This is a genomic window from Acinetobacter sp. YK3 (assembly GCF_001729365.1).
Taxonomy (GTDB): domain Bacteria; phylum Pseudomonadota; class Gammaproteobacteria; order Pseudomonadales; family Moraxellaceae; genus Acinetobacter; species Acinetobacter vivianii.
In genome coordinates, this window is sequence record NZ_LZPJ01000013.1 from 18,117 (window position 1) to 37,242 (window position 19,126).

The following is a 19,126-nucleotide window of genomic DNA, read 5'->3' on the forward strand; positions in this document are numbered from 1 at the left end:
AAATTGCCAGCTTGATTGTAATGATAATTATTTGCAATTATGTTCGGCGATCAAAAAATTGGTCGCAAATTTGGAGTATTCATATGAGCTCTACCGTCATTGTAACGGGAGCAGCCAGAGGCATTGGTGCAGCAATTTCATCTCGATTGTTGCAGCAAGGGTTTACCGTCATTGGCCTTGATCAGCAAGCACAGCCCGAACACTGGGAAATTACCCAAAACCTAACAACCGAACTCGCTTCACGATGGAAAGGTATTCAACTGGATATCACCGACGAAGCCGAGACAAAAAAAGTGATTGAAGAAATTCTGGTGCAGTACAACGTTGTTGGACTGGTAAATGCCGCAGGAATTTTAATCATGACCTCGTTGCTCGATGCAAAAAATGAGGACTGGCAACGCACATTCGCCGTGAATCTGCTCGCACCGATTGCGATCAGTCAGCAAGTGGCCCAATATTTATGTGCCAAAAAACAGGGGAGTATTGTTACGGTCAGTTCCAATAGTGCCCGTATGCCACGTATACAACTGGGGATGTATGCCACGAGCAAAGCGGCTTTAAGTCATTATTGTCGTAATCTGGCATTAGAAACAGCACAACATCATGTCCGCGTGAATATCGTGTCACCTGGTTCAACCTTGACCCACATGCAAAAACAATTATGGACAACGGATCAGCCTCCCGCGGCGGTGGTCAATGGTGATCTGTCCCAATACCGGACGGGGATTCCACTTCAGAAACTTGCAGAACCTGAAGATATTGCCAATGTGGTGGTCTTTCTACTTTCAGATCAAGCTGCGCAAATTACCATGCAGGAAATTGTCGTTGACGGCGGCGCCACGCTAGGCGTGTAAAAACATAAATTCTTAACACTTTAAAACTTAAAAATAAGATGTCGTAAAAGGAGTATAGTCAATGTCTATACAACATCCCTATTTTATTCAAAAAGAAAACTATACCGAAAGTCGGGTGGCATTCGCCCATGAAATCTTGCAATGTGATCGCGATGCGGGTTTCTACTTTACAACGCCAGACTATGTCCTAAAAAGCCAGCATAAATTGCAGGATATCCATATTGCGCCAGATAGTCATTTATCTGACTGGTTAAAACAGGCACGATCTCAACTGAATCAGGTGATTCAACAAGGCCATCCACAGGCGAAGATTCTCGGTGGCATTCCATTTTCCAACGCGCAAGATGTCAATCTCATGCTGATGGATGAGGTGAAGTTTTATCAAAAGCTTCTTTACACCTCATCTCATCGAGAAATAACAGGAAGTACGATAAAACAAGCCCGCTTTATTCCTTCTGATGAGCAATATCAAACTCAAGTCGCTGAACTGGTGCATAAAATGCAGCAAGGGGAATTGAATAAAGCCGTACTTGCCAGAATTTTAGAATTAGAACTGTCTGATGAAATTGATATCTCCCAGCTCTTTTATCATTTAAGTCAAGATAATCCCGAAGGCTATAACTATGCAGTTGCCCGCGATGCGGCACATGAAGGCTGGTTTGTTGGCGCAAGTCCTGAACTTTTGGTCGCTAAACAGGGAACTCAGGTCTGGAGTAAACCCGTCGCTGGCACTTTGGCACGAGATACAGATCCAATTCAGGATCAGCACAATGCACAACAATTATTGGCTTCCGCAAAAGATCAGCATGAACATGCGGTTGTGATCGAAATGATCGCGGATCAATTAAGTCCTTTCTGTAAAAAACTACATATTCCAAAACAGCCTTCACTCATTAGAACCCAACGTTTATGGCATCTGGCCAGCCGTATTGAAGGTGAATTGAAAAACAAAGACATTCACGTTTTCGATTTGGTTGAAAAACTGCATCCAACACCGGCGATCTGTGGTCAGCCTACAACAGTAGCGAAAAGTTTGATTGAGCAACTTGAACCCTTTAATCGCGAACTTTTTGCTGGAACGATGGGTTGGGCAGATGCCCAAGGTAATGGCGAATGGTCTGTCACTGTTCGTTGTGCGCGCGTCCAGCACAATATCGCCCGCCTATTTGCAGGAGCAGGCATTGTTGCTGCATCTGATCCAAGTGCAGAGCATGCAGAAACTGCGGCCAAATTTAGGACTGTATTAGATGGTTTTGGGTTTTCATCTGAACACATCATGGGGAAGGTAAAATAATATGCAAAATTATCTAGAAGGCGCAGTGCCTTATCCTGAGGCATTTGCGACACGCTATCGCGAAAAGGGCTACTGGATCGGACAGAATCTCAGTGATTTTTTACAGCAATCTGCACAACAATTCCCTGAGAATATTGCCATCTTCGATGCAGATACAGCGCTTAATTACCAACAATTCAACCAGCTTGTCAGTTTTTGTGCCAATAACCTCTATCAACAGGGTTTACGTGCAGGTGATAAAGCTGTGGTACAAATGCCTAACTGTTACCAGTTCTATGTGGTGTTTTTTGCCCTGATCCGTTTAGGTGCATTACCTATCATGTCATTACCTGCACATAGACATGCTGAGCTGAATAGCTTTTTCCAGCAAACTCAGGCAAGCGCTTATTTCTGTGCTGATTTCGGGGCACAAAAGTTCGACTACCGTGAATTGGCACGTAAATGCCAGCAAGCCAATCCAGCGTTACAGCATATCTTTGTTTTAGGAGATGCAGCCGAGTTTTCAGATCTTGCAGCACTATTACACAAAACTGATATTTTGGAACAGGCAATACGCCCAAGCAGTGCAGATCAAGTGGCCTTTTTGCAACTCTCAGGCGGCAGTACAGGCATTCCTAAATTGATTCCCCGCACGCATGATGACTATTTATATAGTGTGCGAGAAAGTGCCAAAATCTGTCGCCTTGAGCAAAGCTCCCGTCTGTTAATGGTGTTACCCGCAGCTCATAACTTTTCTATGAGTTCAGCAGGTGCATTAGGTATTTTCTATGCAGGAGGTGCAGTCGTTCTTGGTAGCGATCCAAGCCCTGAAACCGCTTTTGCCTTGATACGTAAACATGGCGTAACTGATGCCTGTCTGGTGCCTGCTTTAGTTCGTCCGTGGATGGATAAAGCTGACAAAGATCAGGATGATATCCTATCCACCTTACGCTGTTTACAAGTTGGTGGTGCGCGCTTACCCGATACGGTTGCCAGCAGGTTGATTGATGATTTTCAGGTGAGATTGCAACAAGTCTTTGGTATGGCAGAAGGGTTAGTGAATTACACCCATTTTGATATGTCCGCCGAGCAGATTATTCATACCCAAGGCCTAAAGATCTCAGCCGATGATGAAATTTTAGTGCTTGATGAGTATGATCAACCTGTTGCAGCCGGCGAAATTGGGCATTTGCTCACACGAGGCCCATATACCATTCGTGGTTATTACAAGGCGCCCGAACATAATGCACGTTCGTTTACCCCAGATGGTTTCTACCGCACAGGTGATCTGGTTCGTATTCGGGCTGACGGCTGTATCGTTGTAGAAGGCCGTTCTAAAGAACAAATTAATCGTGGCGGCGAAAAAATCGCAACTGAAGAAGTGGAACAAGCGTTGGTCACCCATCCTCAAGTTCGTCTAGCTGCGCTGGTGGCGATGCCTGATGAGATGTTGGGAGAAAAAAGTTGCGCTTTTATTGCATGGCAAACACAGGACAACGATCCAAGTGCGATCCGCCGTGGCATACAGCTACGTCAATATTTAAAAGACTACGGTTTAGCGACCTATAAGATCCCTGACCGAATCGAATTTATCGAGCAGTTTCCTTATACCGCCTTTGGCAAAATTGATAAAAAAGTGCTTCGTCAGCATCTCCAAACCGAAACCGTTTAATTCTTTCACCCCAAGTCATTTATAAAAGACGAGAAATAAGTAATGAGTATTCCTAAAATTGCCAGTTATGCCATGCCTCAAGCCCATGAGTTCACTGAAAATAAAACTCATTGGCAGTTAGATGCCAAACAGTCGGTTCTACTAGTTCATGATATGCAGCAATATTTCTTAGATTTCTATGACCAGCAACAAGCACCCATTCCTGAATTATTAAAAAATACACAAGCCTTGATTGAACAGGCGCGTCAACTCAATATTCCTGTGGTCTATACCGCACAACTTGGAGACCAGACTCCAGAGCATCGTCAGTTATTGACTGACTTTTGGGGGACTGGCTTAAAGGCAGATCCGCAAATTACCCGCATTCATCCCGATGTCGCCGCCACAGATGCAGATACGGTTTTAACCAAATGGCGATATAGCGCCTTTAAATTTTCTGAATTTGAACAGTTGATGCAACAATGGGGCCGAGATCAATTGGTGATTTGCGGTGTTTATGCGCATATCGGTTGTCTCATGAGTGCAGCAGAAGCCTTTATGCTCAATATCAAACCCTTTGTCTGTGGCGATGCGATGGCGGATTTTAGTCGTGCTGAGCATGATATGGCACTGAAATATATCAGCACTCGCTGCGGTCAGGTCATGACCACCAATCAGGTACTGCGCTTGTGGGATCTCAAGCACATGGCTACGGCTTTATCGAAGGAAGGCATTATTGCTGCGGTCAGCGAGCAGCTACAAATCCCTGTGCATGAAATCGAACTACATGACGACTTACTTATGCTTGGTTTAGACTCTGTCCGTCTAATGACGCTGGTTGGAAAATGGCAGGCACACGGCGCAAAAGTGAGTTTTGAAGATCTTGCCGAACAACCAACATTAGATGTATGGATTGAAAAACTCGTCGCTTAAGCTCAAATAAGTCAATAAAAAATGGCAGATTAAAACTGCCATTTTTTATTGTTTAGAATTTTTCTAGTGAGTTGATCATTTTGCTGGATTGAAATAGAAAAGAATGCTTCCTTTTCAATCCAGCATTTTTATAGATCAAGATTCATCCTGCTTGATACGCATATTTCGGATACGGGATAAAATATCCAGATTTCGCCATTCCAGTTTAGGCAAACCAACCCAGCTATTTACCATGACAAACAGGAAGGCGGTAAATAAAGGAATCAGGATCGTCCCAAAAATCACACTGCCTAATACACTAATGCCAATCTCATAACGACTGGCGGCACCAGCGCCTGTGGCAAAGACCAAGGGAATAATCCCCGCACCAAATGCTAGTGATGTCATGATAATGGGACGTAAGCGCAAAGCTAATGCTTCATACGCTGCGGTATATTTATCTCGTCCTTGTGCAAGTGCTGTCGATGCAAACTCCACAATCAGAATGGCATTTTTACAGGACAATCCAATCGCCGTGAGCAACGCGATCTGGAAATACACATCATTGGGCAATTCAAATAACCACGCAAAAACCACCGTCCCCGTAATCCCGAGCGGTAAACCCAATAAGATAATGAAAGGAATTTTCCAGCTTTCATATAAAGCAGCCAGACATAGAAAAATAAATAGGATTGAAATCACATACAGATAAATTGCCTGATGACTGGATTGTTGTTCCTGTAAAGACAGTCCACTCCAAGCCAGATCTACACCTGATTGCTGGTTAATTAAGTCAGAGAGTTGATGCATGGCCTGACCTGAACTAAATCCATCACTAACATTGGCCTCCAGTTGGATCGCTGCCAGTCCCATAAAGCGGTTTAAGACCTCAGGCCCACCTGTCCAGTGTGTCTGGGCAAAGTGGGATAAGGGAAGCATTTCTCCAGATTGATTACGCACATGCCAGTAGCGTAAATCTTCAGGTTTAGAGCGGTATTCGGTATCACCTTGCATAATGATGCGTTTAATCCGACCGCGTTCAACAAAATCATTAACATAACTGCCACCCCAAGCCGTAGAAAGGGTAGAACGGATTTCACTTTGTTCCAGTCCTAGCATTTTTGCCTTGTTTTGATCCAGTTGCACATATACGGCGGCTTTGTTGTCGCTGACCAAAGGACTGAGCTGACTAAAAGCAGGATAATTGGCTGACTGACCTTCAATCTCTGCAAATTGTTGTTGTAAATATTCACGCCCTTTGCCAGTTAAATCACGCAACCATAATTCAATGGCATCCGATTGTCCTAAACCTGCGACACTGGCTGGCATACCCACCATCACACGTGCTGGGAGTAGATCTGACAGATCCTTTTGCATGCGTGCACGAATAGCAGGTGCGGTATTTTCATCACCTTGACGTTCATCCCAGTGCTTCAATGAAACAAAGGCCATCCCCAGATTTGGCCCTTGTCCAGAGAAATTCTGACCATTGACCACTAGTACGGTTTTAATATTTTTGCCTTCTTGCTTGAGCAGATAATCATTAACCTGTTTGCCCACGGCTTGGGTCTGGCCTAAAGAAGCACTATCTTGCAAGGCAAATTGCACTGCCAGTAGGCCCTGATCTTCATTGGGAATAAAACTGGTCGGTAAAGCCCGATAAATTAAAGCCAGTAGCACAATCAGTGTAGCAACACCCAGATAAGCAAAGTACCTGAATTGAAGTAAGTATTGGGTTGACTGAATAAAGAAATTTTTGATTCGGTGCACGCCACGCTCTAAATATTGCCCCCAGACAGGTTTAGGTTGTTGCTTTTTGAGTAATACGGCACAGAGCGCTGGCGTAATCATCATCGCGGCAATTAACGACAGGAGCATTGCAGCCACCAGCGTGATTGAAAATTGACGGTAAATCATGCCCGTTGAGCCGCTAAAGAAGGCCATTGGAATAAATACCGCCGTAAGAACAAGGGTAATCCCGATTAAGGCACCACTAATTTCTTGCATGGATGCTAAACAGGCTTCTCTTACATCGAGCTGTTTTTCATGGATGAGACGCTCAACATTCTCGACCACGACAATGGTATCGTCCACCAACAAGCCGATCGCAAGTACCAAAGCAAACAGGGTTAGGGTATTAATACTCATCCCTGCCAGATACAGAATGATAAATGTGCCACAAATGACAATTGGTACGGTAATCGTCGGAATCAGGGTCGCACGCCAGTTCTGTAGAAATAGATACATCACCAGCACCACCAGAATCACTGCTTCCAGTAAAGTAAAGATGACCTGCTTGATCGATTCCTGAATAAAAGGCGTATTGTCACGAGGGTAAACGATCTTATAACCCGCAGGTAAATGGTGGCTCAACTGCGCAATTTTATCCTTGATCAACTTTGAAGTCTGAATGGCATTGGCATCAGGACTTAAAAAAATCCCTAAACCCGCGGAAGGGAAGCCATTTAAGGTATTAATACTTTCATAATTTTCTGCGCCCAGTTCAACACGGGCAACATCTTTAAGATAGACCAGACTGCCATCAATATTGGCCTTGACCACAACCGACTTAAAATCATCAATGGTTTTCAAACGCGAGCCAGCGGTCACTTTGGCATAGATATTTTGATCCTCCGCGGCAGGCATGGAACCAATTGAACCCGCGGCAATTTGAGTATTGTAATCCTCTAAAGCCTTCTCGATATCACTTGGCATTAACTTATAGTTTTTAAGTTGATTCGGATTGAGCCAGATCCGCATGGCATAGGCCGATCCAAAGATATCAACTTCTCCAACGCCCTGAATCTGGGCCAGCGGCTGTTCAAAGTGATTCACCAGATAATCGGATAGGTCGATATTGTTGGCTTTACCCGTTTCATCATAAACCCCGACGATAAGTAGCATATCACCTGTGGTTTTCCAGATATTTACACCTTGACGCTGTACCTGTTCGGGGAGGCGACTCAGGGCACTATTCATCTGGTTTTGTACTTGAAGTTGCGCCTTATCAATATCCGTACCAATTTTAAAATGGATATCAATCGTACTGCGGCCTGAAGATTCGCTATTAGAGGTGTAATAGAGCAGGTGATCAATGCCTTTAATCTGCTGTTCCAGAATCTGTGTGACACTGTCCTCGACCGTTTCAGCCGATGCACCCCGATAAACCGTCGCAACGGTTACACTGGGTGGGGCAAGATTGGGATAACGCTCCACAGGTAAAGCCAGAATCGAAAAGAAGCCTAAAATCAAAATGATAATGGCAATGACTGATGCAAAAATCGGATGAAAAATAAAGAAACGGGATAGCATTATTTTATCTACTTATGCATAAAGTTTAAGGAATAGGGGAATACAACAATATTCAAATTGCCGATTATAACTAAATTTTACATAAATAAGAATGATTATCAATTTCAAATAAAAATAATTTCAACTATTGAATGATTATCAATAAATAGCTATGATTCGCAAACTTTACAAATGATAACAATTAACAAATGAAAATTGTTATTAACACCGAGGATGCAATAAAAATGGTCTTGGCTAAGAAGAAATTAGTGATTGCAATTGCAGCATTTACGCCGTTTGCAGTATTTGCAAATGAAGATCAACAAACCCAGAAAGCGGGGACGACCTTACCTACGATCGTCGTCACTGCCAGTCTGGCAGAAGAAAGCCCAGATACGGCACCTGCTTCTATCACTGTTGTCAGCAAAGAGCAGATCGAACAATCAGCAGCAAACAGTCTGGCTGAAGTCTTGGGTAAAACCGTCGGGGTGCAAAATTATAATGGCGGTGGTCGTGAAAAGTTGACTATTCGTGGGGTGCGTGAATCAAACGGGGTATATACCTTGATTCTGGTCAATGGCAAACGTATTTCTTCTACAGGTGCCTTATGGCGTGATGCCGATCTGGATATTAGCTCGATTCCATTATCCAGTATTGAGCGGGTAGAAGTCATTCGAGGCCCGATGTCGGCACTATATGGTTCAGATGCGATTGGCGGTGTAATTAACATTATTACCAAAAAGCCAACAGATGAATGGCAGGGTGCAATTAATGCGGAATATCATATAGTTGATCGCGGTACAGGAAAACAGCAATATCGTCTGGGCGCCTCTGCATCTGGTGCATTGACCGATAAATTAGGTCTTTCGATATCGGCTGAGCAATATGACCGTGATGCGTGGTTCTCACAAGGCAAACAAGCCACGCCAGCTTATTATATCGAAGGCAAGAAAACCCAAAATTTACGTTCAACCCTTAGTTATGAACTCAATGATCAGCAAAATATTGATCTTGACTTAGGATATAACAAGGATGAACGTCCTTATGGCCAAACGGATTATCAATATTATCCAGCTTGGGACTATTTAAGTGAAGGTTTTGCCAGTCAAGAGATTGAACGTTATTCAGTTGGCCTAACACATCGCGGTGACTGGAGTTGGGGTAAAACTACCGTTTCAGCGCAACAGGAAAATAGTGAAATTAAAGACTATGATTCAGATTTTGATGAACCCAAACATCGTACTTTAAAAGAAAATAATACCAATTTACGTGCTTATAGCAATTTAGATGTCAGTATTCACGGCGTTGTTGCTGGTGTTGAATACAATAATCAGGAAGTCAAAGACGGTGTAACTTATCAAAATTCAGGTAAGGCTTCAGTTAGTACAACTTCGATCTTTGTACAGGATGACATTCATATTACAGATCCGCTGACTTTATCCTTGTCTGGTCGTTATGATGATCATGAAGTGTTTGGTCACCATTTCAGTCCAAAAGCTTATCTGGTTTATCAATTACCGCATGATATTGTGGTTAAGGGCGGTTATGGACAAGCCTTTAAAGCGCCGTCTCTGGCACAAATGACTAAAGATTATGGCATAGTCAGTTGTGGAGGAGGGTGTACCTTATGGGGGAATCCAAACCTTGAGCCTGAAACCAGTGATAACTATGAAATTAGTGCGTCAATCCGTAAATCGAGCTGGAACGGGAGTGTGACTTTATTCCAGAATGAAATTAAGGATATGATCAGCCGTGATATTACCTATACCATAGATCCAAACGGTGAATCCAAGCCGACTGGCGCTGCTTGGGTAAATTTAGGGCGAGTTAAAATCAAAGGTGTAGAGCTTGCAGCACAGGCTGATTTATTGCCTATGCTTTCTGTCGATGCCAATGCCACTTATCTTGATGCTAAAAATAGTGAAACACATAAACGTCTGGATGAGCGTCCACGCCTGCAAGCCAATACCAATCTTAATTTAAAACCGCTTGAATGGTTAACTCTAACGGCGGGTGCAAGTTATATCGGTGATCAGGTCATTAATCAGAAAAAACTACCTGATTATACCTTGGTCAATATTGGTCTCTCTGCCAAAGTAGATCCAGCAGTGACTGTACGTGCAGGTATCCGAAACCTGACCGATGTTGATCTTGAAGAAAAAGGCAAAGATGCGGGAATTACATTTAATGAAAAAGAGCTGGGCCGTAATTATTACGTCGGTTTGACCTATACCTTCTAATTTTGAATATTGACCGCAACAAGATGCCTTGAGAAATCGTTTTCAAGGCATTGTTTACTTCGATTTTTCGACTTTTATTTATACCAAGTTATTTATTTTTATAAAAAATAGAGTTGCTATTATTTTAATTTACAGGTTTTTTATGTACTCAAAGTTATTAATAAATAAAGGCTTAACGCCAACTGTTGCCAGAGTTTCCGTTTTAGAAGTACTTGCTCAACATAACGGTCTTACCGCAGATGATATCTATATGATTGCCAATAAACAAAGTGGCCTCAAAATAGGCACCATTTACAGAGTCCTGTCCGATCTGGAAAAACATCATCTTATTCAAAGAATCCTGTTTGGTCGAAACAAAAGTGTGTATAAGCTACTTAAGCAAAGAATCAATTGTAATGTGAGAGAAACCATTAACGGAAACATGCATGCTTATAACAATCCTGAAATCACCACATTACTCGAAGAAATCATGGACAAACTTGGAGATGAGTTTTCAACAGCAGAACTGATTTTGTATAAATAAAGCTTTTGGATCACAAGTTAAATTCAATTTATCGGCTAAATGTGAAAAAGTCTTAGATAGATGGAAAATATGCTTGTCCAATCTAAAGAAATTGTGAATACTCGTGCCGCAAATTCGGACTGTAAAATTATTTTTTAGGACTTGGCAAATACTGTGAAAACCTTTCCACTTTCTCGTTTACAAACAGCATTACTGGCAGTTGGCTCATTTTCATGTTTAGGGTTACTCTCCACAGTGGCACAGGCCGAAACTGAAGGCGAAACCACTCGGCTTGCCACCATTACAGTCAATGCTCAGGCTGCGGAAAGTGCGTATTATCAACCTAAAGTCAATTTAACTGGTTTTAATCAACACAGTCTGGCCGAAATACCAGCCTCAATCAGTACTATCACAGCTGAACGTATTGCAGATCAACATGCAAAAACACTCACGGATGTGGTAAAGAATGATGCAGCAGTAGGGGATGGCTATGCACCGATTGGCTATTATCCGAACTTTGTAATGCGTGGTTTTGCCCTGAATCTAGGTTCAAGTTATTTGCTGAATGGCAATGTGATTCGCGGTGAGCAAAATGTAGCGCTTGAAAATAAAGAACAGGTTGAAATTCTAAAAGGAATCAGTGCGATTCAAAGTAGCATGTCAACACCCAGTGGTGTGGTCAATTACGTGACTAAACGACCTAAAGACATACAGTCGGTTACCGTAGGTACTGATAGTGAAGGTGGCTACCGTGTTGCAACAGATCTAGGTGGATTGTTGGGCGAGCAGCAACAATTTGGTTACCGCATTAATCTGGCCAATGAAGAAATTCATCCTTATGTTGAACATGCCAATGGACGTCGTTTATTTGGCTCAGTCGCTTTAGACTGGAAAATCTCAGATCATTCCAAGCTCGAATTTGATCTTGAATCACAACATCAACGTCAGCGTTCTGTACCAGGTTATCAATTATTGGGTGGAAACGCCGTACCAAGTGGTGTGAAATGGGATCGTTTACTGGGTTATCAAAGCTGGAGCAAACCTGTAAGCAGTGATAGCTTAAATACAGGATTAAAATATACTTATCAGATCAATGACAACTGGACGTCGCATTTAAGTGCTTCACGAAGCCGTGTTGTGGTAGATGACTATTCATCATTTGCTTGGGGTTGTTATAGTGAAAGTTGTCAGACGCAAAGTAATACTTTTGACCCGAATGGTAATTACGATATTTATGACTTCCGCAATCCAGATGACAGCTATCTCACCAATCAATTTAAGGCTGGCATAAACGGTAAATTTAATACTGGTACATGGCAACACAATCTCAGTGCAGAATTGTCACACACAGCTAAACGCCATTCACAATATGATGCAATAAATGAAATGGTTGGTTCAGGCAATATTTATCAGGATAGCATCGCGTATCAACCAACTGATAAGCGTTTGGCGAATCACTACAAGTCTTTAGAAAGCCAGCAAACCGCATTAACATTGATTGACCAGATTGATTTCAATGCGGCTTGGTCAGTTTTAGCGGGTGGAAAACTCCTACATTTAGATGAAAATGCTTATCAGGCAGATGGTCAGCGCATTCGAAAGACCGATTTTAATCGTTTCTTGCCGCAATTTGCCGTGATGTATCAACCTTGGGAACGCACGCACTTATATGCATCTTATGCCAAAGGTTTAAGCGATGGTGGTCAGGCACCTTGGTTTACCAATAATGCGCCTATAACGCTAGCCCCAATACATTCAACTCAATATGAATTGGGTGTCAAACAGCAATGGCAAGATTTTCTCTTTACGGCAGCATTATTTGATTTAAAACAAGACAATCAGTACACCAATGCAGCCAATAATTATATTGCTGAAGGTGAACAGCATAACCTTGGAATGGAGTTCGGTTTACAAGGTCGTTTAGGTGAAAATCTGGATATTACATCAAGTCTGGCATTGACACGTTCACGACTTAAAGATGTACAAGTAACTGAATATAAAGGACATCAGACTCAAAATGTGCCAAATGTACGTTTTGCTGGTCATTTATCTTATCAAGTCCCACAAATTGATGGATTACGTTTATTGGCAGGTATGCAGTACAGCAGCAGTAAATATGCCAATAAAACAGGCACAGTGAAGGTGTCAGGCTATAGCGTATTTGATGCTGGCGCTGCGTATAACTTTCATGCGTATGGTTATGACAATACATTGAGATTGAATGTCGATAATTTATTGAATAAAAAATACTGGCGCGATGTAGGCAATTTTGTTGGGGATGATTATTTATTCTTGGGTGCGCCACGTACAGCACAGTTGTCGTGGACTGTGAATTTTTAATTTGCCATAGAATTTAAAAAACAGAGAAAGCATCACGGCGTAAACTTTAAATCATCAAATAAGTTTACGCCGTTTTTATTTAGATTCGTATAGAGCATTAGAAGACTTAAAACTAGAGTTTGGTGAGGAACAAGTCGTGATCTTAATAAATTATAATTATTTCGCATAATGTATATTATGTTAAATAAAATATCCGAGACTGTGGCCTGAGTAGCACTGCTAAGCAAGTCATTGTTTGTTGCCACAGCTAAGCAACGTGAATTATGATCATAGAAATTCACGTTGCTGACTTAGAGTTCTCATTCCATAAAAAGAAAGGTCTAGATTATATTTAAGACACTAAATCAAATGGCTGAAGACTTTTACAAGCCGGCTGCCCAGAATCTCCTAAGTGAATGTCTCCTGCTATCTCAGCACACATCAATAGAAAGATAAGCTGTAATCTTCTATGTTAATTACGTTTAAATTCCAACCCTCTCATTTTTCAACTAGCTCAGGTTATAATGATGTTCTCCTAAAATATGGTTAATCTATTATGAACGCCTCCAATGACCCTCTACACGGCAAAAAACTTGCTGACATTTTGGATGAGTTATTGGATTACTACGGTGGCTTTGAGGGCTTAAGTCGTAAAATTGAAATTAGATGTTTTTGTATAGATCCAAGTGTTAAATCATCATTGCGATTCTTACGTACCACACCATGGGCACGTGAAAAAGTAGAAAACTTATATTTGTATGTCTTACGCCAAAAAGCTAAACAGAAATCGTAACTATCAGAACCCTAGTCTCAGCATTTTAATTAGTGGCGGACTGCCGCCACTCTCCTAGAAAAAATTTAGTCAATTCTTAAGACCTTTATTAGCAAAATTTGCATTTATAGTTAGGTTTTTAATTACGCTCAAAACTCTCAATTGATGTCTTAAAATAAATTTGTTGACTAATTTTCATAGCTTTATATGAAAAAATTATTGGTGGCATTCGTAAATTTTTCTAATAATTTTTAAATTATTTACAGCCCCTAATATTGCTTTAAAATTACTTAAATTCAGTTATATAGCACCTATTCCTCCCACCTAAATCACTTTCACATAAAACTAAGACTAACTTTGTCTTAGTTTTATTATTGACTTAAAACACAGACTGCATTAGTCTGTGTTTGTAATTGATCAATTATGAAATTAAATGGCTTATATCACTAGTAGCGTCGAGTATGCAATTCACTGTCTTCTTTTTCTTGTGAATAATGAAGATAAACCTTTGAGTAGTAAGGATCTTGCCGAATTACAAGGAGTCTCTCCAAGTTTTATGGCCAAGATTTTTCCTAAACTTGAAAAGGCTGGACTTGTTGTAGCACAAGAAGGTGTTCGCGGCGGATATTTACTGGCCCAATCTGCTCACGAAATCAGTTTTTTAGATATTGTGAATGCAATTGAAGGTGAAAAACCACTTTTTGAGTGTCAAGAAGTTCGTGGTAAATGTGCGGTCTTTAACAATGCTCCACCCGATTGGGCAACCAGTGGTGTATGTGCAGTTCATGCAGTTATGCTACAGGCTGAAAAAGCCATGCGAGATGCTTTAGGTGCACATACACTTGGTGATATTGCAGATCGTTTTGGCCGTTATGCACCCGATGTATTTTTTAGTGATGTAAATGGCTGGATCAATGAACGCATTGAAGGAAGAACAGCAAAAATGCGGAAAAGTAAGATATCACGGGATATACCGCCAGACTAATGAGCTGAAAGGGTCTCAAATCCTAGAGCAATAACACCCCGTAATCGTTTTAAACGCTTTCTCAGATTTTTCGGACAGTCAGAGAAAGGATTCGCTCACCCAAAATTTGGAGATGAGCTAGAACTTATATGTCCGAAAAAATCGATCAAAAGGATAATCAAATGAGTAAGCGTATTATTATTGCAGGTTCTGGTTTTGCTGGTTTATGGGCTGCACTTGCCGCACAACGAGCAATTCACTTAGCTTCCCAGCAACAAAACATTGAAGTGGTGATGGTTTCCCCTAGTCCAAATGTGGATATTCGTCCTCGTCTTTATGAAGCTGTACTTGAAAATATGTACCCTGATATTTCAGAAGTATTAAGCGTAGTTGACGTTAAATATGTGGCTGGCTGGGTAAATGAAATTGATGCTGCTGCCCAAAATCTTGTAATTACCACAACTCAAGGCGATAAACAGACTTTAAGCTATGACCGTTTTATTCTGGCAACTGGTAGCACCACATTTATGCCGCCTATACCGGGTCTTACCGAGTATGGATTTAGCGTAAGCACATTAGAAGATGCGGAAAAATTAGATCAACATCTTAAAAACTTAGCCCATAAACCTGCAAATGCAGCACGTAATACTGTAGTTGTTGCTGGTGGCGGCCTGACTGGGCTTGAAACCGTGACTGAAATGCCTGAACGTCTGCGTAGCATTTTAGGTGAAACTGATATCCGTGTGGTTTTAGTCGATTCATCAGCAGAAATTGGTGCAGCATTGGGTGATGAAGCTGCGGCTGTCATTCGTGAAGCTCTCGACGAACTCGGTGTAGAAGGTAAAGCTGGGCTACGCGTTACTGCACTTGATGCTTCTGGCGTAACACTTTCTAACGGCGAAAGAATTGAAGCAGAAACTGTTATTTGGACTGCAGGCATGCGAGCGAATTCGCTTACCTCTCAAATTGCAGGTGAAAAAGATAATTTAGGTCGTATTTTAGGTGATGCTTATTTACATGCACCTGAAGCAAAAAATATTTTTGTGACTGGTGATACGGTAAAAGTTCCAACTGACGATATGGGTAATTTTAACGTAATGTCGTGTCAGCATGCGATGAGCCTAGGCCGTGTAGCGGGTTACAATGCTGCCGCAGAACTGGTTGATTTACCATTACACGCTTATAGTCAGCCGAAGTATGTGACTTGTGTTGACTTAGGTCCATGGGGAGCACTTTATACTGAAGGATGGAATCGAAAAGTTCAATTTGTGCGTCACGAGGCGAAAAAAATTAAACAAGAAATTAATACTGTATGGATTTATCCGCCAGTTGCAGATCGCAAAGCAATTTTTGCAATAGCAAACCCTGATTTTGTGATTGTTCCTTAATATTAGGTTTTCTAGAACAAACTACTTGATTTAAACACCTTAAAAGCAAAGCCGTCGCTGGTTTTGCTTCTAGGGTTTATTCTTTAGTCATTAGGTATGACTTCTAACTCTTCTATTATCGTCAAAGCCATTTTTTAGCAGAAAACGAGATTTGTCCTGTAATTTCTGAATATGAGGGAATCATAATTCTGGTATGTAATACCACACTGATCTTATGAAACTTTTCTCTATTCTAAATTAGAAGCCTTGGTTCATAAACTTAATTTACGATTAGTGCTTTGCTTACTTCCCGATAAAATTTGGGCGTCACATTCGTCCAACGTTTAAATGCACGTGAAAAATGAGAAATATCAGCATAGCCCAAACGATCCGCCACCTCTTGAATAGACAACTTTGGCTGTTTTAATAAATGCTCGGCATGTTGTCTACGCACCTCTGCCAATAATGTCTGAAACGTTGTTTGTTGCTGTCCTAGCTGCCTTTGTAATGATCTTTCTGAAATATGCAGTTTTCCTGCAATTTGTTTTATTGATAAAAAACCATTCTGTTCGTCATAAATCATGGCTTTAATCACAGCATCCAGACGATCCTTCCCCATTCTTTTTTGTGCCAGTTTCTGAGCATCTTGCTGGCATTGTTGTCTGCTTAAACGTGCAAGCAAAGCATCTGAGGTTTTTAATGGTATATCCAAACATTCTTTCTTAAAAATCAGACAATCTGCTTCTGCAGCAAAATCCACGCTTAAATACTTGTTCGGATGGATATTTCTATAAAAATCAGGTTTATCTTGCTGAAACTTATAGCGAATCTCCAGATTAACTTGAGCCAGACTCTCCAGAATCTGTGCGAATCCAAATATCAAAAAGCAAATCGCGTGTAGATTCAATCGTTCTGGTCGTAATGGCTGAGAAAAATATAAATACGCCATTTCGCCGTCAATCTTAAGTCTAGGCTTAAAAACGGCGCAATGTAGACCAATAAATTGCTCTAAAATCTCTATCGCTTCCGATAATGTCTGTGCTGCGGTTGCAGCGACTCCCACATTACCATAGCAAGATGCTCTCATGTCCTGAGCAAGATATAAACTCATTGCAGGTTCCTTGGTTAAGGTCACTGCTTTTTCGAGTAAATAATTGAAAATATTCATATCAACATACCAGAACGGAGCTTCAAGTTTTTGCACCTGAATACCTGTACCTGCCAGCATTTGCTCAGGAGAAATATTCCATTTTTTCACCACATCGATCAATAAGTTGACATAGCTTCCTGGTAATTCTGGGCTCATTTTTATGTTCTCATCACATGAATTTGGCGTGAAATGGTAAATATTGGCAGCTAATGAACTATGCCAGTTTTAAGCATTTCGGCATAGTTCATTTATCTAAAATATATTGATTAATGTGATACCCCAATGAATATACTGATTGTGCATGCTCATCCAGAAAACTTGTCGTTTACCAGCGCACTCAAGGACAGGGCACAGGAAACTTTTGAAAAGCTCGGCCACAACGTTGAAATCTCCGATCTGTATGCAATGAATTTTAATCCCGTTGCATCTCAAGACGATTTTCAAAGCTTAAACCAGCCTGATTACCTGAATTATGCTTTGGAACAACGCCATGCATTTAAACAGCATCAATTTTCACAGGATATTCAGACTGAAATTGAAAAAGTACAACGTGCAGATCTACTCATTTTGAGTTTTCCCTTATACTGGACTTCGGTACCTGCCATTTTAAAGGGCTGGATTGATCGTGTATTCGTCTCTGGACTGTTTTATGGTGGCAAACGCTTTTACAACCACGGCGGCATGCGTGGCAAAAAAGCCATGCTTTGTTTAACGTTGGGTGGCCGTGATCACATGTTTGGTGAAAACACTATTCATGGGCCAATTGAGCATTATCTCTCATCCATTCAGCGTGGCACATTGGCCTATGCGGGATTTGAGGTTCTACCGCCCTTCATTGCCTATCACGCACCTTATATCAGTCACGAAGCCCGACAAAAACTGTTAACTGATTTTGAAAGCCACATCACTCACCTTGACCAGCTAGAAGCACTCGAATTTCCATTACTCGAAAATTTTGATGACAAGATGCATCCATTAAAATAAATAAACCATAAAAAAACTGCTATGCGCACCCCAACGTCATAGCAGTTTTTATCTATAGAATGACTTTAATTTTTATGCTGTAATTTATAACACTCATCTAAAGCCAATTCATAATAGGCCAGACCTTCCTGAGCAGCCAGAAAAGCCTTTTGTTGTAGTACAGGATCTTTATCACATAAGCGCTTAATCAGTTCCATCGCTTCATACGGATGCAAATCATCATAATGTGCATGCGCTCTTAACCACGCTAAAGAACGTTTATTGATATTGACCTCAGGATGCTGGGTATAGACCTGAATTCCTTTATACACCTGAATAGTCCAGTCGCCTGTTGCCCATTCAATTGCGAGATTGGTCGCAGCAATACTTTCAGCCAGCGTGCCTCGGAAGTTGACATCCCATAAAAAGTGATTCACGGCATTCATGGCCACAGGTGGTTTGACATTGTTGAGCATCTCAACCGTCAGACCAAATCCCCCTGCCCAGTCCTGATACCAATTCAAATGCCGTTCTTCCACCTTGATATTCTGGATCAGCCAGTCTCGGGTTTCAGTCACGCCATCCAGTTCAAACGAGGTTGCTTTGGCTAATGATCCGGCCATATAAGACGGAAAATGAGCTACCAAAGGATAGAAATTCAATAAGGCTGAACGAAAACATTCCAGACTTAATGAACCATTTGCCATATCCATAAATAACGGATGTTTACTCACTCTTTCTTTTGAAGGTAACAGGTCATCCCAGAACTGTTGCGCCCATTCGGAGTGAGGTGTGATTTCTAGTTTTGTTCCATATTGATTCATAGCAGTCATTGCGATGCATCCTATTTCGTATGACTTAATTCAAC

At 41.4% G+C, this 19,126-nt stretch carries 14 protein-coding genes and 1 pseudogene; 12 read left to right on the forward strand and 3 right to left on the reverse strand.

Going from position 1 to position 19,126, the window contains the following annotated elements:
* The first annotated feature begins 83 nt into the window (after positions 1-83).
* The 5 genes and pseudogenes from A9Z07_RS01745 (at position 84) to A9Z07_RS17995 (ending at position 4,711) form a co-directional block, all read left to right on the forward strand.
* Positions 84-854 carry an SDR family oxidoreductase gene (locus A9Z07_RS01745; RefSeq protein ID WP_069576424.1) on the forward strand — a complete coding sequence of 257 codons (771 nt, stop codon included), beginning with the start codon at positions 84-86 and terminating at the stop codon, positions 852-854.
* 61 nt (positions 855-915) lie between these two features.
* The gene (locus A9Z07_RS01750; protein ID WP_069576426.1) at positions 916-2,148 is read left to right on the forward strand and encodes an isochorismate synthase MenF; all 1,233 of its coding nucleotides are present in this window, start codon (positions 916-918) and stop codon (positions 2,146-2,148) included.
* 1 nt (position 2,149) lies between these two features.
* A complete protein-coding gene (locus A9Z07_RS01755) occupies positions 2,150-3,799 on the forward strand; it encodes a (2,3-dihydroxybenzoyl)adenylate synthase (protein WP_069576428.1) in 1,650 nt (549 codons plus the stop codon).
* A gap of 42 nt (positions 3,800-3,841) precedes the next feature.
* A pseudogene (locus A9Z07_RS01760) lies at positions 3,842-4,471 on the forward strand (isochorismatase family protein); the annotation flags it as partial.
* A gap of 12 nt (positions 4,472-4,483) precedes the next feature.
* Positions 4,484-4,711 carry a phosphopantetheine-binding protein gene (locus tag A9Z07_RS17995; protein WP_227504686.1) on the forward strand — a complete coding sequence of 76 codons (228 nt, stop codon included), beginning with the start codon at positions 4,484-4,486 and terminating at the stop codon, positions 4,709-4,711.
* A gap of 135 nt (positions 4,712-4,846) precedes the next feature.
* On the opposite strand, the gene A9Z07_RS01765 is transcribed toward A9Z07_RS17995, so the two are convergent.
* A complete protein-coding gene (locus A9Z07_RS01765) occupies positions 4,847-8,002 on the reverse strand; it encodes a multidrug efflux RND transporter permease subunit (protein ID WP_069576432.1) in 3,156 nt (1,051 codons plus the stop codon).
* 224 nt (positions 8,003-8,226) lie between these two features.
* Between A9Z07_RS01765 and A9Z07_RS01770 the strand changes: the two genes are divergently transcribed.
* The 6 genes from A9Z07_RS01770 (at position 8,227) to A9Z07_RS01795 (ending at position 16,166) form a co-directional block, all read left to right on the forward strand.
* Positions 8,227-10,221 (forward strand): TonB-dependent receptor plug domain-containing protein, encoded by a 1,995-nt coding sequence (locus tag A9Z07_RS01770; protein WP_069576433.1) that lies wholly within the window; start codon positions 8,227-8,229, stop codon positions 10,219-10,221.
* A 142-nt stretch (positions 10,222-10,363) separates the two neighbouring features.
* Positions 10,364-10,744 (forward strand): Fur family transcriptional regulator, encoded by a 381-nt coding sequence (locus tag A9Z07_RS01775; protein WP_047427491.1) that lies wholly within the window; start codon positions 10,364-10,366, stop codon positions 10,742-10,744.
* A gap of 153 nt (positions 10,745-10,897) precedes the next feature.
* On the forward strand, positions 10,898-13,063 hold the full coding sequence (locus A9Z07_RS01780) for a TonB-dependent siderophore receptor (RefSeq protein ID WP_069576435.1): 2,166 nt from the start codon (positions 10,898-10,900) through the stop codon (positions 13,061-13,063).
* Between the two features lie 535 nt (positions 13,064-13,598).
* Positions 13,599-13,835, forward strand: coding sequence for a VF530 family DNA-binding protein (locus tag A9Z07_RS01785; protein WP_004961824.1), 237 nt, complete (start codon positions 13,599-13,601; stop codon positions 13,833-13,835).
* A 412-nt stretch (positions 13,836-14,247) separates the two neighbouring features.
* Positions 14,248-14,799 (forward strand): RrF2 family transcriptional regulator, encoded by a 552-nt coding sequence (locus tag A9Z07_RS01790; RefSeq protein WP_069576437.1) that lies wholly within the window; start codon positions 14,248-14,250, stop codon positions 14,797-14,799.
* 161 nt (positions 14,800-14,960) lie between these two features.
* On the forward strand, positions 14,961-16,166 hold the full coding sequence (locus tag A9Z07_RS01795; RefSeq protein WP_069576555.1) for an NAD(P)/FAD-dependent oxidoreductase: 1,206 nt from the start codon (positions 14,961-14,963) through the stop codon (positions 16,164-16,166).
* Positions 16,167-16,425: 259 nt separating this feature from the next.
* Here the strand turns inward: A9Z07_RS01795 and A9Z07_RS01800 are convergent, their stop codons facing one another.
* Positions 16,426-17,451, reverse strand: a complete 1,026-nt coding sequence (locus A9Z07_RS01800) for an AraC family transcriptional regulator (RefSeq protein WP_069576439.1) — start codon at positions 17,449-17,451, stop codon at positions 16,426-16,428.
* 126 nt (positions 17,452-17,577) lie between these two features.
* Between A9Z07_RS01800 and A9Z07_RS01805 the strand changes: the two genes are divergently transcribed.
* Positions 17,578-18,279, forward strand: coding sequence for an NAD(P)H-dependent oxidoreductase (locus A9Z07_RS01805; RefSeq protein WP_069576441.1), 702 nt, complete (start codon positions 17,578-17,580; stop codon positions 18,277-18,279).
* A gap of 65 nt (positions 18,280-18,344) precedes the next feature.
* Here A9Z07_RS01805 and A9Z07_RS01810 read toward each other — a convergent pair whose 3' ends face one another.
* Complete coding sequence (locus A9Z07_RS01810) at positions 18,345-19,091, reverse strand: TenA family transcriptional regulator (RefSeq protein ID WP_004772138.1); 747 nt, start codon at positions 19,089-19,091, stop codon at positions 18,345-18,347.
* Positions 19,092-19,126: the final 35 nt, after the last annotated feature.

What these genes read in the sequence shown, in the direction of transcription:
- A9Z07_RS01745 (WP_069576424.1), top strand. Translation starts at nt 84, where the DNA reads ATGAGCTCTACCGTCATTGTAACGGGAGCAGCCAGAGGCATTGGTGCA.
- A9Z07_RS01750 (WP_069576426.1), top strand. Translation starts at nt 916, where the DNA reads ATGTCTATACAACATCCCTATTTTATTCAAAAAGAAAACTATACCGAA.
- A9Z07_RS01755 (WP_069576428.1), top strand. Translation starts at nt 2,150, where the DNA reads ATGCAAAATTATCTAGAAGGCGCAGTGCCTTATCCTGAGGCATTTGCG.
- A9Z07_RS17995 (WP_227504686.1), top strand. Translation starts at nt 4,484, where the DNA reads ATGGCTACGGCTTTATCGAAGGAAGGCATTATTGCTGCGGTCAGCGAG.
- A9Z07_RS01765 (WP_069576432.1), bottom strand. Translation starts at nt 8,002, where the DNA reads ATGCTATCCCGTTTCTTTATTTTTCATCCGATTTTTGCATCAGTCATT.
- A9Z07_RS01770 (WP_069576433.1), top strand. Translation starts at nt 8,227, where the DNA reads ATGGTCTTGGCTAAGAAGAAATTAGTGATTGCAATTGCAGCATTTACG.
- A9Z07_RS01775 (WP_047427491.1), top strand. Translation starts at nt 10,364, where the DNA reads ATGTACTCAAAGTTATTAATAAATAAAGGCTTAACGCCAACTGTTGCC.
- A9Z07_RS01785 (WP_004961824.1), top strand. Translation starts at nt 13,599, where the DNA reads ATGAACGCCTCCAATGACCCTCTACACGGCAAAAAACTTGCTGACATT.
- A9Z07_RS01790 (WP_069576437.1), top strand. Translation starts at nt 14,248, where the DNA reads ATGGCTTATATCACTAGTAGCGTCGAGTATGCAATTCACTGTCTTCTT.
- A9Z07_RS01795 (WP_069576555.1), top strand. Translation starts at nt 14,961, where the DNA reads ATGAGTAAGCGTATTATTATTGCAGGTTCTGGTTTTGCTGGTTTATGG.
- A9Z07_RS01800 (WP_069576439.1), bottom strand. Translation starts at nt 17,451, where the DNA reads ATGAGCCCAGAATTACCAGGAAGCTATGTCAACTTATTGATCGATGTG.
- A9Z07_RS01805 (WP_069576441.1), top strand. Translation starts at nt 17,578, where the DNA reads ATGAATATACTGATTGTGCATGCTCATCCAGAAAACTTGTCGTTTACC.
- A9Z07_RS01810 (WP_004772138.1), bottom strand. Translation starts at nt 19,091, where the DNA reads ATGACTGCTATGAATCAATATGGAACAAAACTAGAAATCACACCTCAC.